This is a genomic window from Companilactobacillus keshanensis (assembly GCF_003946205.1).
Lineage (GTDB): Bacteria > Bacillota > Bacilli > Lactobacillales > Lactobacillaceae > Companilactobacillus > Companilactobacillus keshanensis.
Genome location: NZ_RHOS01000013.1, coordinates 1 through 18,008, shown reverse-complemented (window position 1 = coordinate 18,008; position 18,008 = coordinate 1). Strand labels below are relative to the sequence as shown.

Genomic DNA, 18,008 nt, shown 5'->3' with positions numbered 1-18,008 from the left:
GTATTTAGGGTATAATTAGATTAAAGCTTAAAAAGGTGGTAATACAATGCTAGAAAACGTAAACGGTATTGTTAAGGTAAACCAAGATGACCGCTACGTGGTCTTCCTATTCGATACATACGAAATGGATCGCAAAATGTTGCAAGACAAGTTTGTTAAAGGTCAATCAGCATGGTATACAGATGCCCGTGGGATCGGTGATGATGGTAAAGCGTTTTATCGTATCGCTCAAGATGGCGAATGGATCGAAGCGGATTACGTTAACTTTATCGACCGTAATGAATAGAATTTTAAATTTTTTCCTCTGCATTTAAGTGGGAATTAATACAATAAAGTATTGCCTCTTGGCTACACCTATTTGATGAAAATTTGTGCAACTGAGGGGTTTTTATTTTTTAGAGTAAATATATACCCCCTTATATTTAGTTCCTAGATTTAGAAATGATTTCAGTTATATTAAGTTTTTTGCTCAAATGTTTAGAATTTATTACGGTTCAGTTGATTTTATTGAACAGAAAACCGTTACATAGTAGGCTAATGTTAGACGAGAAATTTTTAAAAACAGGGGAATTTAGACATGAACAAAAAATGGGTAGCATCAACTGCGCTAGCTAGTGTTCTGGCTGCAGTAGGTATTTCATCAAATACGTCCCACGTAAGGGCATCCGTTTCAGCAGACGATAAGAGTAATGACAACGATTCCGCTACAACGGGTTCAAACGGCAAAGATACAAGTGTTGCTAGTGTGATGGATGAACAGGGAGCACCGGTTTCTGACTCGACTGATACCCCATCTGAAGGATCAGATATTTCGGATGCTAAGGCAGCCAAAAGCAGTTTGCTAAAATCACAGACTTCAGCTTTAACTCAAGCTACAACTACAGCCGGAGCAACGAGCTCACAACAACAGGCCTTTTTATCAATGGCCGTTCCTATGGCTCAAAAGGCTGCGGCAACATATGGTGTTTATACATCTGTAATGTTAGCCCAATCTATTCTAGAAAGTGGTTGGGGAACATCAACTTTGGCCACTGAAGGAAATAATTTATTTGGTATCAAAGGTGACTATAATGGTGCCTACGTAACTATGAAAACTGCTGAATGGAGTGCCGAACAGGGATGGTACTACATTTATGCCAATTTTTGTAAATATCCTAGTTATTTAGAATCATTTGCCGATAATGGTAACAAACTTCGTAATGGTGTATCATGGGATTCTAAATATTATAGTGGTGCTTGGAAAGAAAATGCGGCTACATATAAAGATGCTACGGCAGCCTTGCAAGGAAAATATGCTACAGCACCAACTTACGCATCAACACTTAATAATATGATCGAAACATATAATTTAACAAAATACGACGGTGAATCCGAAACTGATGCTGGATCCGACGGCGATAATAATGGTGGTGCAACTCAACAAGTGAATGGTACTCAAACAAAGATCGATGACATCGCTACTGTAACCAAGAAAGGTGCGGCAGCGCTATATACTGACGCCTATCCTGATCAACAAGTAAGCACTCGTGCTTTAGGTGAAGGAACGCCTTGGAGAGTTATCTCTAAAGTTGTTACTCCAGAAGGCGAGACATATTACCAAGTCTCAACACATGAGTTTGTCAAAGCTTCTGATGTACAGTTGAAATCAGAAGAAGGTTCAACGACTCAACCTCCAGTATCGATCAGTGATACGGCTACAATTTCGAATACTAATGGTGCTGTGGTTTATTCTTCTGGGAATGCAAATGCTACAACAGATCGTACTTTGCCATACAAGTCTTCATGGGTCACAACGGCTTATGTTCTAGGCGATGATGGAGCAAAGTATTATTTGGTGGGAACAGGTTCTTACGTTAAAGATTCTGATATTCAATTGGCTTCAGAAACTACAACAGATGAATCGGACCAAGATGTGATCGTTGATTATCCTGACGTAGTTCACGTAATTGCATCGCCAAGTGCTCGATTATATAACTCTAAGCATCAAGTAAGTACCAATCGTGCCTTGGCCGCTAATACCGACTGGAAGGTTGATAAGAAATCAACTCATTCTGATGGCTCGATCTGGTATCGTGTGTCATCTGACGAATGGGTCAGTGCAAATGATGTTCAAGTAACCGGATCAAACTATGTAACTTCTGTGAATGGTACGGTTAAAATTAACTATATTCCAGGTTATGGTATCAATGTTTACAATAGTCCAGCAGCTACTCATAAGTTTACTGGCACACGTTTAGCTGATGGTACAACTTGGAAAGTAAATTCTAAACAAATCGTTGATGGTACAACTTGGTATCAAGTTCAAGGTGGCTGGATCGATGGGAAATACTGTATCTATACTGCTATTTAAGACGCCGAAAGGTGTCTTTTTTTGTGGGAGCGTTTGCGCGTGTTTGGACCACGAAAAAATTTGATATTGGAGCAGTGAAGAATGGATAATATTTATCAGTTCTCTAATCAAGTGATCGACAAGAAGTGGTTACTAAGTCAGGGGATAAAGCTCCTATATATCAATGATGATTTTGTGGCAGATAGAAATATAGTCGCACTACTAGATATCAAAGATTTAAATATAGTTCATGGAAAATCACTCGTGGTCCATAATACCAAAGGTGTTTTTATTGTTGAAAGAACTACCAAGCAGATAATGAATGAATTTCATCAAACAAATCGAGTAGGTTTCATGATTTCTCGAGTATTATCAAATTATTTTAATTTCAAACATTATTTACCAATGGTTCACGGTAATGTTAGTTACATGCCAATGACCGGTGGAAGCCGAAATAATGCTGACTGGATCGGTTTACATTTCATTGAGGATTTTAGACAGATCGGGAAAGTTGCTCGTTTCAAATCTACGCAAGGGTTCGAGATCGAAATGGATTTTCCTAAGGGTAATTTGAGTTCAAGATTGCATGATGTCAGTGTCATGGCTGAATATTTTGTTTCATCAACTATGATTTATATGGAGTCGATGAATTTGAAAGTTGTTCCTATGAATAACAATAGTATCCTAAATGCCTTTTCAACTTGTCTTTGTCCACGACATGATAAAATGCCTCATAACTATCGAGATATTGGCAAAGGGGTTAATTATTTAACCGATTCAATACTTTTAAAAATGTGTCGGGGTGAACTGGGGTATAGAGAGACAAAAATTATCTATACACAAAGAATAAATAAAATTAAACGTAATTATTAGTTGAGACGCCCAGTTTGGGCGTCTTTTTATATATGCTATAAATTGAAATAACCGTCGAATACGTGATAAATAACAATCATGGCAACTAATATTACAAGCACGTTATCGTTATTATTAGGTCATTCACAGGCCTGTGAGTAAAAAATCTTAGGAGCTTACTCACAATGAATGAACAAGGATTTATCTCGGCAATTAAAAATGAACGTCTGATTCACGGAGTGTTAAAACGTGTTCATATTTATCCGACACGAATTGATTATGAAGATTATTTTCAAGAGGCAGTTATTCTTTATGCTTTAGGATTTGAACAAGCGCAGAAGCAAACTAATCCCAAAGTTTATCTTTATCAAAGATTAGTTTGGAAGCTAACGGATCTGTTACGTAAGGAAAAACAATATAAGGAAGTTCACTCACTGGAGGAATTTGATTTTCAGAGAGTAGAAGCCACAGAAATACTCAATTTAATTCAAGATGTTGATTTAGAAAATTTTGCTAAAATGGAAATTGTTTTGTTGCAAGAACATTTCATAAATCAAGAATCCTTAGTAATATTAGCGAAGCGTTATAACTGTTCAACACGCAACCTCAGACATTGGCGCAGTAAGCTTCGTAGTAAATTACAAATGATGGTAGCGTCATGAAGTTTACTATCTGATTACAGCTTTATTACTTTTGTCAAATTGGCAAAAAAACTTGTTATAATTTAGTGGTTAAGAAATTTAACGGTGGGAAGGATAATTTATATGGTATCGAAAAAGAGATTAATGGCTACTTTAGCAACTTCAGTTGCTCTAGCCGGTGCGGGATATGTAACGGTGAACCAAGTGGTTCCCCAAGTATCAATACAACAAACAGTAAAAGCTTCAGCAATCAATGACTATATTGCGGCAAATAATATTAAACCCGTTTCAATTCAAAATGAAGAGGGTACATTCAGTCAATGGTTTGGCTACGCTAATGGTGTTGGTAAGCCTATTGGTATTGTTATTCACGAAACAGCTACTCCAGGTGCTTCTGCACGTAATGAAGTAACTTATTTCAACCGTGAATGGCAAAATGCTCAAACTTATGTTCATGCGTTCGTTGATGCAAATGAAATTATCAATATTCACAATACTGACTATGGTGTCTGGGGTGCAGGACACACAGCCAATAACAACTATGTTCAAGTTGAACTTTGTGAAGTAAATACAACTGATGAGTTCGCTAGATCAGTTTCTAATGACGCTTATTATGTAGCTTCTAAATTGATTCAATACAACTTGCCATTTACACCAGGCGTTACAGTTGTATCACATGATGATATTTCTAAGATGTACGGCGAAACAAACCATAATGATCCTGTTGGCTACTTTGCTAACTGGGGTTACAGCATGTCTCAATTTGATGAGCTTGTTGGTCAATACTACAACAACCTAAAGAATTCAGGTTCAGTTGATGGAGACGGCAGTTCAACAAATGGTGGCGGTGATGACACAAATAATAATACTGGTAACTCAGATGTTGTTGGTGTAACACAAGTTAATAATCCAAATGGTTCTTATGTTCCTATCTACATGTTTAATGAAGATACAGGACTTCCTGAGAAACAAACTGTGCGTGCTTTAGCTAATAACACACCATGGGCAGTTGCTGAAACAAAGACATTTGATGGTCACGTTTATTATCGTGTATCAGTTAAAGAATGGGTAATGGATACTTATTCACAATATTCAGCATTTTAATCAAAATTTTTATAAGAATCCCGATCGGGATTCTTTTTTTATACTTTCGTTGGAGTGCTACGTTGTATAATATCCTTATATATATGAAAGGTTTTTGAAATATGGGGAAAAAACTTTTAGTAATTTTGAGTGTTTTGGTTTTTTTTAGCGTAATTTTAGGATGTGGCAAAAAAGACAACGCGGTGGTTACTGCTACGAATCACACTTGGTATTTATATCAAGATCAAGGCGAGGACAATGTTGTGTCAGTTAAATTTGCCGATAAAAAGGCCAATGTAACTGATATGTCAGCTATTGGAGATAAGGTTGGTATTCAAAGACTTAATGTGAATAATAACAAGCCGTCTTATACTTTGGATGATAATGGAAAAACTATCACTGTTAATGCCACTAATAAATTAGTATTTACGCTAGGTAAAACATACAAAGAAAATGTTTATGGCCGTCACATGCAGGGTTACTATGTTAAATATCAAGGTGATACTTATAAATTCGCCTATATCACGAAGACTGATAAAAAATCTAAGGCTGTTCAAGTTAATAAAAGTAGAGCTCAAAAAATTAGTTACAGTCAGATGAAGAATCATATCGCCGATATTGAATATGGGGCACAAAAGCCTAAGAATACTAATTTTGTTGGTACTTATGATTTTAGAACGATCATCAATTATCGTCGAACTGATGGCAATTTGACTATCAATGAAGATGGAACCTATCAGATGACTTTGACAGAGCATGCTGCGCAAACTATCGATGATAAAACTGATAATCCCACAGTTATGACAACTTTGGTCACATCTGGTCAAGTGAAGAATCTTTATGGCAAGTATTATTTAGTACCTAAGAATCTTTTGACGATCGAGTATTATTTCCACGGTCAAAACCAGGATCACTTGTTGCCAAAGAGCGTTAACCTAAAAGTTAATTCGAAATCGACTGGTAATCAGATTGATTTGGCCAGAACAAGGATCGAACAAGATTCTGATCAAATATATTTATTCTCGAGTGACTACACGGTTAGGGAACAAGAAGGTCAGACTAATTCTAAGGGTAACTTGTTGACTAAATCTAGTTCTAAACAGACTTCTTTACAGGATGCAATAACTCAGACTAATAATTACTATTTAAGTTATTTATCTGATCCGATCCAATCGAATGCTGATTTCATGCAAATGGTAGCGGCAATTTCTGATAATAATAAACAAAAAGTCGGTAATGTTGAAGTTAATTTTGGTGGTAAATATAGTACTAATCAGAATGTCAGCGATTATAAAGGTGTTGATATTGATGGTAACAGTCAACCTGACATGCAATATATCTTTTTGGTGACGGCCGCTCAAAATGGTGATAACAGTCCAACCGTTACAACAAGTAAAGGTAAGTTTTTAGTTTATGGGATGCTAAACAATAAATTATATCTATTAAGACAGCCAGATAGTGACTCTACAACAATTACGTGGACGCTAGTTAAGGGCGTTTCACTGAAAGTTCCAGCCTTGAAATTTACCGTAAATTAGTTTTATGGAGGGATTCATGTTCTATATTTTAGGGACAGTCATAATTGCAGTTATAGAGTTTTTACTGATTTACCAAGCGCGTGCGATGTACAGCCGCTGGCCGTTTCTATATATGGGTATTGCCGGAATATTTTTGATCGCATTAGGAAGTGTACCATTGTGGGATGCATCTCGATTGTTCAACTTTATCGTAGGGATGATGTTTTTTGTCAATCTAGTCTTCTTTGTCATTATGGCAAACTATATGATCCGGATGAGATTCTGGAAAGATTCTACTATTAAAGATGTCGACTATATTGTTGTCTTAGGAACGAGGATCATGAGTACCCGCATACCTCCTAATCTTAAAAGTCGGTTGGATAAAACTATTGAGACGTATCGTCAACTAAAATGTCGTCCCAAGATCATAGTCAGTGGTGGGTTCAGTTCGACCAACCCCAAATCTGAGGCAGAAATGATGCAAAATTATTTAGTGAAGAATGGGATCGAACCAGAAGTCATTATAGTTGAATCTCGATCGCTAAATACGATGCAGAATTTGGAATACTCATCTATCAGGATCAGAGCCGACTGGGAAAATAACTATTTTCCGCAAATATTGATAATCACCAGCGATTATCACGTACCGAGGGTAAATCAATATGCGAATGATTTGAATCTGCGTTCTAACTTTGTTCAGGCAAAGACCTTTAAACTATTCAAATATCCGGCCATGTTTCGTGAATTTACGGCGTTTGCCTGGTACCGTCGCTACACTCTTTTGACGACATTTCTATTGATGTTTGTTATTCTAGTTAGTACATTAGTAAGTTAGGGAGATTTTTATGTTTTCATATGATAAGTTTGTTGCTAATTTAAGGCTCAGGCGAGTAACTTTATTGATTGCGGTTATGTTAGTTTTTTACTTTTTCCGCAGTATGATGAGTTTGTTTCTCCTGACGTTTATTTTTACATTTTTATCGGTTCAATTTGTTCGTTTTGTACAGAGAAAAATCAATGTTAAGCCGGTTTGGATCATTGTGCCAGTATATTTATTGATCATAGCAATGCTGGTCTTTGCAATAACTAATTATGTTCCGCAATTAGTTAGTCAAACCGTCAAAATGTTTTCTTCTCTGCAAGATTTTTATCAGAGTAAGGAAATGCGTTCCAATCCCTATCTTCAAGTCGTCTATGACTACTTAAAACAGATCAATCTTGATAATCAGATCAAGGTCGCTGTCACACAATTAGTAAATTATATTACTAGTGTCGGAGCAGTCGGATTGAATATTCTTTTGTCATTTTTGCTTAGTTTCTTCTATACTAGTCAAGTAGAGCAAATGAATGACTTTGGACGTCAATTTTTGAATAGCAAGTACGGTTGGGCATTTGAGGATCTTCGTTACTATGGTCAAAAATTCATCAATACTTTTGGTGTTGTTATTGAAGCACAACTTATGATTGCTATTGTTAATACTACTCTGACAACGATCACATTGATTTTCTTGAAGATGCCAGGGATCATCGCATTGGCCGTTATGGTCTTTATCATGTCACTTATTCCGGTAGCTGGTGTGATCATATCGTTAGTTCCATTGAGTTTCGTGGCTTATTCAGTTGGCGGAGTTAAGTATGTTGTTTATATAATCATCATGATTATCGTTATTCATATGATCGAAACATATTTCTTAAATCCACAGTTCATGTCCAGCATGACTCATTTGCCGATCTTCTTTACTTTTGTTGTTCTTTTGGCTTCAGAGGAGTTGATCGGAACTTGGGGATTGATCATTGGAATCCCAATTTTCGTCTTCTTCTTAGATATATTAGGAGTTCATTCGATCGGTGGAAATAAGAAGAGAAATAAAATTAAAATAAAGAATTACCGGAAATCCAAATAGAATATCTTATCGTATATTATAATTAGGTTATTGAGTATAGAGGAGACACGCATATGTCATTTTTTGATAGGAAGAAAAAAGATAGTCCAGATACAGGCAACTATGAGCAAAATAATATGGCGCCTTATCAAGGATCACAATTTCAGCCAGAATTTAATAATGATCCTCAACAATTTCAACAGCAACAGCAGCCACAATCACAGGCCGAATCATATTCTCAAGGTCCGGAGATGCCAGGCTATTATTATGAGGAACAAGAAGTTCCCGAAGCTGATAATGCTGATGATTGGCAATACACTGAGCAAAATTTACAAGATGTGTTAGAGCAAACAGATTCTTTAAAGAGCAAACTGCGTCATGAATTGCTAGCTGAACGTAGTTATAGTAATCATGTTCTGCGTAGTTCTGGAGTAGATGACACTGATATGCGTGACAATGCTGCAGCCAAAATCAAAACGATCAATGATTCATTACGTAAATGGTTTAAGACCGACGAAATGGCTAATGAAATTTTCTTAGATCCAAATCGTAATTACTTCATCTTTACTGACCATTTAACTGATGATCCTGATCATCATGTCGAACAAATGTGGAAACAGATCAATCAAACTTTAGCTGAAAAAAATCTGATCGCTAATGCTATTTCTGTTTCTTATGACGATCATGCCAATCAAACCTGGGTCGATTACCAAAACGATGGTATGGCCAATAATAGTGCCTACTTATTAAATATGTATAATGATCTTCAAGATAGAAATAATAATGTTCCCATCACACCGGCAGAAGTACCATTTGAAGAAGACTATCATGTTGAACATATGGGAGATAATAAGGACCAAATTTTCAATGCTGATAGTGAAATGATCATGGAAGTTTCCAGAGATAATGATCAGAATTTACAGATCATTCGTCATTACAAGAAGAGTAAATTGTTGAGTCGAGATATCTTTGATGTTAACGGGGTTATTTCCGCCACTCAATTTTATGATCATCATGATCCTAATAAAGTAGTCCGTGAAAACTTCTATCGTCAGGATGGAACACTAGTTATGATCAAGAGCTATACCGAAGAGGAACCTTTGATCCAGCTATTTACCTCTGGTAATGTTTTGATCAATACTTTTGAATCAGACGATGAATTAATAGTTTGGTGGTTAAAACACCAAGCATTACGCCAAGTCTCTGCTACTATCTTTGTATCGATCGATTCCAAATATTATAAGGAATTGCTCAATTTGAGAAAGGCCGGTTTTGAGATCATTCCAGTTGTTATGACTCAAGATCAAAATGCTAAATCAATTTCTGAATTATTGAACGGTACTGATAAGATTACTGCCGTCTTTGCCGGTAGTGACAAAGTAAATGGTTATCTTAATAAGAATGCCAAAATTAAAATGGATATCTCAACATTGTCAGATATTGAGACACCAGTTTATAAGCAATAAAAACTTTGATCCAGTTTATTTATTGAAATACCCTAAAAATTAATTCTGTCGCCGCTTTCGACTAATTATTTATATAACTTATGACAAAAAAATAACAGTTGTTCTTCACCCGGAAATATTCCATTGAGTGAAGAACAACTGTTTTTTGATTGATCAATAATGAAAAAGTTCACAAAGTCGTTGCTAATCCTGATATACTTAGCTTACTTAATAAATATTAATTTATATTTTTTAGGGATGAAATTATTAATGATTGGGAGGAAATACTTATGTCAAGTAACGACAAGCATTCACCCCATAATCACAGGGGAATTTCTAAAATTAGTAACAATTTGATTTTTGCATCAGTGGCTACAGTTGGTGTTACTGCCGGTTTGACCATTAATCAAGTAACAGTCTCGGCTGCAAATGAAGATGCAACAATTACAGTTTCACAATCAGAAAATTCGGCTCCAATGGATCCGAATGAAACTGATCAACCACCAAGTAATGAATCAGAGGCTCCAGCTACTTTATCAGATCACTATACAAATGCACAGAATCAGGTTAATGATGCCAATGGGAAAGCAGATACTGTGAATAATAGTTTGATTAAGTTGCAGAGGTTATTGAATAATCCTGATTTAACATCACAAACTGATTGGCAAACAACCTTACAAAATGCCATGAATGAGTATCAAAATAACGCCACAAAATTTAGTAGTACAACAGACAATACTCAAGAATTGATTAATGCATATCAAACAAAAATCAATGAAACGATCAAGGATCAACCAAACGCTGTTAATCAGGTTACGGATACTGAGACGACCGGGACTCATTTATCGGATTATCAACAATTGACCGATAGTTTCAAGAAGAATGTTACTGATCAATTGCAGATAGTTCAAACTAATTTGGATAACTATGCTGTATCAGATCAAGTTAATCAGGCCAGTGCTAGTCTTACTTCGGCAGCTGATGCTTTGAACAATGGTCTCACCGATTCAACTATGACAAGTTCTGACTTAGAGAGTTTGAAAACAACTTATGATGCGGCAGTGACAGAATATAACACGGCGGTAACTGCCTATAATGATAAGTCCGGATCAACTATGGCGACAATTAGTTTGGATGATATTCCTGATATTACACAGATCTTGGCAGATATTAAGGTTAAAGAATCCTATGCTATAGCAGTCGATGCGCACCAGAATGTTCAGGATAAAGTCGATCCATATCAGGATGCTGTGAAATCTTGGCAGGATGCTGTTAAAGCCTATAATGATGCTTTAGCTGGATTGAGAATGCCCGATAGAGCTGACGATACAGATCTGAAAGCAGCACAAAAAGCGGTAGAAGATGCGGCTAATAAGATAACTGAGATGCAGGAAAACTATAATACTGTCATTTTAAATCCGGATAATAAGAAAATCATTTCAGATTATCTGAACGTGTCTGTTAATTATCCCACTGAATTCGAGGATTACACTTCAGCGCAAGATGATTATGATAAAAAGTTGGATGCCTTGAAAAAAGCAGAGGATGCTTTATCAGTGGTGCCAGCTGACAAAGAACTGGCAATAAAATATGCTCAAGAACAGGTAGAGAAGTGCAAAAATGACTTGACCACAGCGGAAGAAACTATGAAGGCCGCAGAGCAAGTAGTTACTAATATTTCAGCACCATATAAGTTGAAATATGACGATCTTTTGCAAGCAGAGCAGGATGTTATCCAACCATATAACAGTGCCCTAGTCGACTTACAAGATAAATTGGCAACTTGGCAGGCTGCTTATGGAGAATATAATAAAAAAGTGATTTCAGCAAGTAATTCTGAACAGACATTACCAGATTTTGATAAATTGCAAGAATCTGTTGATACTGCTCAAACAGAAGTAGAAAAAACTCTCGGAGAAATTGGTAGTAGTCAGTCTGAATATAAACTAGCGTTAGATTCCTATCAGACAGCATTAGATAATGATAATCTGGATATTAAATCGATCGATGGGACCTTACCAGACTTGTCCGCTTTACAAAAGGAATTGACGGAAAAATTTACTCAAAATACAGACGTTATGAATGCCACACCTAAATTACTTGCATTTATCAATGCAGAGTTTCAGTTACAACAACGAATCGTTCAAATAAATAATATTGTTTTGGCAATTAACAGTGATCAAGAAATGTTAAAAACAATTTATAATGCAGCTTATCAAGGAGACTCTTGGTCGGTTTTGACAAGCAAATTTAAGTCCATTGGAAATGATTTAGCAGAAAAGACGATAAATTATGAAACGGCAGTTAATGGTGAAGGTCTTAGCTATGCTGATTTGGTGAAAAATTTGGAAGATGCCAGGGCTGACTATGATACTAGTGATATCACCTATACGTATCCTAACGTAGCGGATGTGAACGAACAGTATGAAACATTTAACACCCATTTTACAAACTTTAAAACTAGTTATAATAGCTTGTTGGAATTTTTAGCTAAAAGTGCACCTAATGAAGAATATAATGCGGCCGCTGTCGAGAATATGAAGGATGGGACTAAATTATCGACTGATGGTGTTTCGACAAATATTGAAGATATTGAAGACGGTACTTCAAATATAAATATAAATACATATTTAGGTAAAGACTTAGATTACTTTGTTGGTAGAAGTAATATCGATTTATATAGCGATAAATTTGGTGATTATGGATATAATAGTGTGCTCAAAATTGAACAAGAAGATAAAATATCAGCAGAAAGTGCTGCGGGTACTAAATATTATAGTGTTAGTCCAGATAGATTGGCCGAACTGAGTGTTATTTTGCACGGGATGATTGTGTCGTCTTTTGAAAAGGACGGAATTACTTATCACTTGACGGGATTAAAGGTCCCAGGAACAGGAACAGGCTCAGAAGGTATCACTGATTTAAAAGTTAATAATTTGAGTGAAATTTATTCTTTTACAAGTCTTGATCCAATCAAGGAAATTATGAGTATGTTTACCGGTATTAATGTAAACGTTAATGCAAATACCATGTTTCTTTTCTTTTATACTGCGTCACCTCAAAAGGGTTCAGAAGATACTACAAATCTAACTGATGAAGATACATTACCAAAATTGAAGAGCTTTTCGACTGAAATACTAGATTCCTCTGGTGATTGGAATAGTGGTTCATTAATATCTGGAAGTGAAATAACCAATCCTACTCCAAACAAGTCTCCTGATAGTAGTGGAACAGTTACGGGAACATATTCTGGTGGTGAGACGATCGATAATAGTTTTGATGTTTTGACTATTAAACAGGCCCCAACAATTACCCTTAATGAGGTTAAGGGAACACCAGATCCAGGTAATCCGGGAACGACTGACCCAAGTGATCCGGGAACGCCAGATCCAGGTAACCCAGGAACGACTGACCCAAGTGATCCAGGGACATCAAACCCGGGTAATCCAGATACAACAAATACTAATGATCCAGGTCCTGATGGTACTGTTCAAGTTCCATCAAATAATAATGGAGCCGGCTATAATGATATTGTTTATGTTCCAAAAACAGGTCAGTTCTATGATTCAACGGATAAGATTTCACACAATGATCAGAATAATTTGAATAAAACAGCTAAGACACTTCCACAAATGGGTCAAAAAAGTAAGGGAATCTGGGCGCTATTAGGTAGTTTGCTATTAGCAATTTCTGGTTTATCATTGATTAATTTTAAAAAGAAAGAATAGATAAATATTTGAAAACGTTTTTATAATAAAGTTGTGTTCCTTTTAAGGAACATAACTTTTTTTTGTTACCTTTTTCGTGTAAAATGTGGAGTTGTATAAGAAATGAAAAGAGGATTTTTAAATGTCAAAATTAGTTTTCATTCGTCACGGACAAAGTGAATGGAATTTATCAAATCAATTTACTGGCTGGGTTGACGTTGACCTTAGTGAAGAAGGCGTTAAGCAAGCACAAAATGCTGGTAAACTTCTTGAAAAAGAAGGAATCGAATTCGATCAAGCATATACATCAGTATTGACACGTGCTATCAAGACATTGCACTATGCTCTTGAAGGCTGCGACCAATTATGGATCCCTGAAACAAAAACATGGAGACTTAACGAACGTCACTATGGTGCTTTGCAAGGATTAAACAAGGCCGAAACAGCTGAAAAATATGGTGATGAACAAGTTCATATCTGGAGACGTTCATACGATACTTTGCCACCATTATTGAAAGCTACAGATGAAGGCTCAGCAGCTAAGGATCGTCGTTATGCTAACCTTGATCCAAAGATCGTTCCAGGTGGTGAAAACCTTAAAGTTACTTTGGAACGTGTAATTCCATTCTGGGAAGATGAAATCGCTCCTAAATTGCTTGATGGCAAGAACGTTATCATCGCTGCCCACGGTAACTCATTACGTGCCCTAACAAAATACATCGAAAACATTAGTGATGCTGACATCATGGATGTTGAAATGGCTACTGGTGAACCAGTTGTTTATGACTTGGATGACAAGTTGAATGTTGTAAGTAAGAAGAAGCTTAATTAGTAACTCTTAGCGACTACATCGCATAGAGTTACTAATGGGGTCGCCTCCGTGCGACCGTATACCATTAATCTAGTTGAATATAAAATACGACCTGCACAAGAGTGTGAGGTCGTATTTTTTTGCATTACTCAAATTATTAATTTATTCATTAATTGTATGAAATTTATAAAAAGTCTATACTTATAAGAAGAAATAAAGCACTATACAATTTTTTAGTTGTTATAAATAAAGATGTAACTAAATAAATAAGACATTGCACTGTGTGTGAGTCTTATTTTTTGTTGGAATAATAGGAAGAAGTAGGGGTATGAGTAGAAATCGTAAAATTTTGGTGACGTTTGCGCTGGTTCTGTCTAATATGATGGCGGGTTTGGATGCAACTATCATTAACACCGCATTACCGGCTATCATCAGTGATTTGCATGGGATCCAGTATATGGGTTGGATCGTTGCTATTTTTCTTTTGGGTATGGCAGTTTCCACTCCATTGTGGAGTAAGTTTGGAGAAAAGAAAGGGAACAAGGTTGCTTATATCACGGCGACAATTGTTTTTATGCTGGGGGCATTATTTCAAGGACTAGCACCTAATATTATTTGGTTTATTACGGCCAGAAGTGTTATGGGGATCGGCGCTGGTGGGATGAATACCATTCCGTTTATTATTTATTCGCAAATTTTCAAGAATATTAAACGTCGGTCACAAGTTATTGGGATCGCTTCGGCCGGGTTTAGTGGAACTTCGATTGTAGGACCTTTGATCGGTGGCTGGATCGTTGATACTTTCAGTTGGCATTGGGTATTCTATATTAATTTGCCATTGGCTTTATTATCGATTGTTATTGTTTCATTGTTCTTTAATATAAAAGAAAAACTAAACGAAGAAAAGGTCGATTACTATGGTGCTGTCTTGATGGTCCTTGGCCTAACATCAATTTTAATTGGTATTCAATTATTAGGAGTTTCATCAATATTTGTTACAATCGGTTTTATTGTTTTGGGAGCAGGGTTAATTTATTGGATGTCACGAGTTGAGGCCAAAGTGGCTGATCCTATTGTCCCTAACCGTCTGTTTAAGAATGAAAAGTTGGTCATTGATTTGATCCTATTTGCTTTGTTATGGGGATCGTTTGTAGCATTTAATATTTATATTCCAATGTGGGCTCAAGGTATTATGGGCTTGAGTGCTTTGATCGGGGGAATGACTCAGATACCTGGTGCAATTGCTAACTTTATTGGTTCCGAATTGGAACCATTTATGCAACGGAAAATGAGTCGTTATTCAATCATTGCAATTGGAACGTTTGCCTTTCTAATTTCCTTTGCTGGTTTGTATTTAGTCAAGCAAAATGCGAGTTATACTTTCTTGCTGGTAATGGGAGTTTTTGAAGGATTTGGTGTCGGAATTTGCTTTAACGCTCTATTGATTGCGGTTCAATTTGATGTGGAGACAAGGGATGTACCAGTTTCAACTTCTTTTGCGTACCTAGTACGAATTTTGAGTCAAACTTTTATGTCTTCAATTTATGGAGTGATTTTGAATTTGGCCTTGATCAAAGGTGTTCGCGAAAGTCATGGTCATATTACAATTTCAATGTTGAATAAATTGAGTAATGCCGCAATAGCTAAAGAATTGCCACAAGCTTATGTACCACAGATGAAACGGATCTTCTTCTCGGGAATTCATAACATCATGTTAACTGCCTTGATTTTGATAATTATTGTTATTTTGATTTTAGGTTATTTGTTTAAACGTGAAGCTGTAAAAAAACGTGCTCTACGAGCAAATTAAAGGATAGATCCGACTCTTTTTAGTTGAATCTATTCTTTTTTGATTTTTTAAAATAATTTGTACAATTAATGTGTAATATAATAATTAGAAGGTTATTTTGTACGAATTTGAATAATAATTAATATTTGATAGTTTAATAAATGAGGTGTTCAAATGGGGTTACTTATTTCAACTGCTGTATTGACTGTTTCGGCGATGCTAAGTATTATCATTAATCGTCGTTGGTTGCCAAGGTTATCTGTAAATTACGTTAGTATGTTGATTGGTGCGGTGATCGCAATCGTCCCGTTATTAAATGGATTGATCGACAAATTTGATTCAGAGATTTTTATTGGTTTGATCGTTGCACCACTGCTATATTTTGAGGGACAGAATACACGGTTGAATTTAGTTGGTCATCATGTTGGTGAAATCGTTAGTCTGACAGTGGGAATGGTGACACTCTGTGCGATCGTGGCGGGATTTAGTAGTCATTTATTAACAGGCGTAGGATTACCATTGGCTTTTATTTTGGCGGCGATCAGTACACCAACTGATGCTACAGCTACTGAGTCCGTGACAATGGGGCGGGTTTTACCTCATCGTGAACAAATCAGTCTAAAGTTAGAGTCATTATTTAATGATGCTTCAGGAATTATCTTATTGAATATGGCAATTTTATGGTATATCAATGGTTATGTTAATTATCCACAAACACTGTGGGATTTCATTTATTCAGCGGGTGGCGGTATTGTTTTTGGTGGAGTAGTTAGTGCCTTGATCGTTTATATTCGACAGATCATGCTACGTTCTAAATTGAACTTTATTAATAACACTTACAATAACGGAACACCACTAAAAATTATTTATTTAATGACGCCATTTGTTTTGTACTTTGGCGCTGAGGGTCTAGGTGTTTCGGGTATTATTGCAGTTGTCTTTGCTGGTTTAGTACACAATGCTGAAGGAGAACGAAGTTCATTGGCCAATCCACAATTAGCTAGTGATATTGGTCAATTAGTTAGTTTATTAAGTGATGTTTTGAATAGTATTGTCTTTATAGTTCTAGGAATCATGTTAGTACGTATAACTATGGATCAATCGGTGAACTATAATGGTTCATTATTGTGGATCGTTATGGGAATTATCCTATATCTTGCAAATTTGTTGATCCGTTATGTATATGTCAGATTCTTGCACAAAGTATCTAACAAAGAGGCTTGGATTTTTGCTCTAGGTGGGATTCATGGTGCCGTGACATTTGCTTTAGCATTCACGGTTGCAGAAACGCAGGTGAAAACGGCTGACTTTAATTTGGTCTTGATGTCAGAAAGTTTATTGATCATTTTGAGTTTGTTAGTTCCGACAATTATTTTTCACTGGTTGTTGCCGAAAGTAAAATTGGATGCCTGTACAGACGCTAAGATGAAAATTATTCGACAAAAGATGATCGATGCTGGGATTCAATCTTTATGGTCAATGACGATATCACAAGAATTTAAAGAGGCAGTAACCTTTGATTTAAGATCGCAAAATGGTCATACTACCGTCCGTCAGTTTTTCAGTGAGTGGCAAAGAATGGTCAGACATGCCGAATATACTCCAGAGCAAATACGTGAACTTATGTCTATTTATCGCCAAGTTTTCCAGACTGAACGGACTTATCTTTTGAAACAATACGAAGTGAATCATGAAATCAGTGAAGATTTATTTAATAATCTTTATCGTGAGATCACAATGGCCGAAATGGTTGTATTGAAATATGGAGCCGACAGGTAATAAACATATATTAATTAAAAAAAACCTCACGATGGCACTGCAACTATTTTTTGAGACATTAAAATAAAAGCACTTCTTTTATTGGGCTATTAAGCTCCGGTATTCTACCGGCGACTGATAGCCCAGTTTTTCGAATATTCGTTCTTCATTCCAAAATTTGATGTATTCTTCT

General features: G+C 36.1%; 14 protein-coding genes. 13 read left to right on the top strand and 1 reads right to left on the bottom strand.

Annotation, left to right across the window (positions count from 1 at the left end):
* Positions 1-46: 46 nt before the first annotated feature.
* The 13 genes from EKM64_RS07890 (at position 47) to EKM64_RS07830 (ending at position 17,836) form a co-directional block, all read left to right on the top strand.
* Positions 47-286, top strand: coding sequence for a hypothetical protein (locus EKM64_RS07890; RefSeq protein WP_125677364.1), 240 nt, complete (start codon positions 47-49; stop codon positions 284-286).
* A 291-nt stretch (positions 287-577) separates the two neighbouring features.
* Positions 578-2,350, top strand: coding sequence for a glycoside hydrolase family 73 protein (locus EKM64_RS07885; RefSeq protein WP_125677362.1), 1,773 nt, complete (start codon positions 578-580; stop codon positions 2,348-2,350).
* 81 nt (positions 2,351-2,431) lie between these two features.
* Positions 2,432-3,202, top strand: coding sequence for a hypothetical protein (locus tag EKM64_RS07880; RefSeq protein WP_125677360.1), 771 nt, complete (start codon positions 2,432-2,434; stop codon positions 3,200-3,202).
* 164 nt (positions 3,203-3,366) lie between these two features.
* Positions 3,367-3,843 (top strand): sigma-70 RNA polymerase sigma factor region 4 domain-containing protein, encoded by a 477-nt coding sequence (locus EKM64_RS07875; RefSeq protein WP_125677358.1) that lies wholly within the window; start codon positions 3,367-3,369, stop codon positions 3,841-3,843.
* A gap of 102 nt (positions 3,844-3,945) precedes the next feature.
* Positions 3,946-4,926 (top strand): peptidoglycan recognition protein family protein, encoded by a 981-nt coding sequence (locus EKM64_RS07870; protein ID WP_125677357.1) that lies wholly within the window; start codon positions 3,946-3,948, stop codon positions 4,924-4,926.
* Positions 4,927-5,027: 101 nt separating this feature from the next.
* Entirely contained in the window at positions 5,028-6,443 is a 1,416-nt protein-coding gene (locus EKM64_RS07865) for a hypothetical protein (RefSeq protein ID WP_125677354.1), read from the top strand.
* 16 nt (positions 6,444-6,459) lie between these two features.
* A complete protein-coding gene (locus EKM64_RS07860; RefSeq protein WP_164505335.1) occupies positions 6,460-7,257 on the top strand; it encodes a YdcF family protein in 798 nt (265 codons plus the stop codon).
* Positions 7,258-7,267: 10 nt separating this feature from the next.
* A complete protein-coding gene (locus EKM64_RS07855) occupies positions 7,268-8,326 on the top strand; it encodes an AI-2E family transporter (RefSeq protein WP_125677350.1) in 1,059 nt (352 codons plus the stop codon).
* A 53-nt stretch (positions 8,327-8,379) separates the two neighbouring features.
* Positions 8,380-9,771 (top strand): hypothetical protein, encoded by a 1,392-nt coding sequence (locus tag EKM64_RS07850; RefSeq protein ID WP_125677348.1) that lies wholly within the window; start codon positions 8,380-8,382, stop codon positions 9,769-9,771.
* A gap of 269 nt (positions 9,772-10,040) precedes the next feature.
* Entirely contained in the window at positions 10,041-13,478 is a 3,438-nt protein-coding gene (locus EKM64_RS07845; RefSeq protein WP_125677345.1) for a coiled-coil domain-containing protein, read from the top strand.
* Between the two features lie 121 nt (positions 13,479-13,599).
* Positions 13,600-14,289 (top strand): 2,3-diphosphoglycerate-dependent phosphoglycerate mutase, encoded by a 690-nt coding sequence (locus EKM64_RS07840; RefSeq protein WP_125677343.1) that lies wholly within the window; start codon positions 13,600-13,602, stop codon positions 14,287-14,289.
* Between the two features lie 307 nt (positions 14,290-14,596).
* Positions 14,597-16,078, top strand: coding sequence for an MFS transporter (locus EKM64_RS07835; protein ID WP_125677342.1), 1,482 nt, complete (start codon positions 14,597-14,599; stop codon positions 16,076-16,078).
* Between the two features lie 153 nt (positions 16,079-16,231).
* Complete coding sequence (locus EKM64_RS07830) at positions 16,232-17,836, top strand: cation:proton antiporter (RefSeq protein WP_125677340.1); 1,605 nt, start codon at positions 16,232-16,234, stop codon at positions 17,834-17,836.
* 78 nt (positions 17,837-17,914) lie between these two features.
* Here EKM64_RS07830 and EKM64_RS11750 read toward each other — a convergent pair whose 3' ends face one another.
* Entirely contained in the window at positions 17,915-17,998 is an 84-nt protein-coding gene (locus tag EKM64_RS11750) for a hypothetical protein (protein ID WP_225420970.1), read from the bottom strand.
* Positions 17,999-18,008 lie beyond the last annotated feature (10 nt).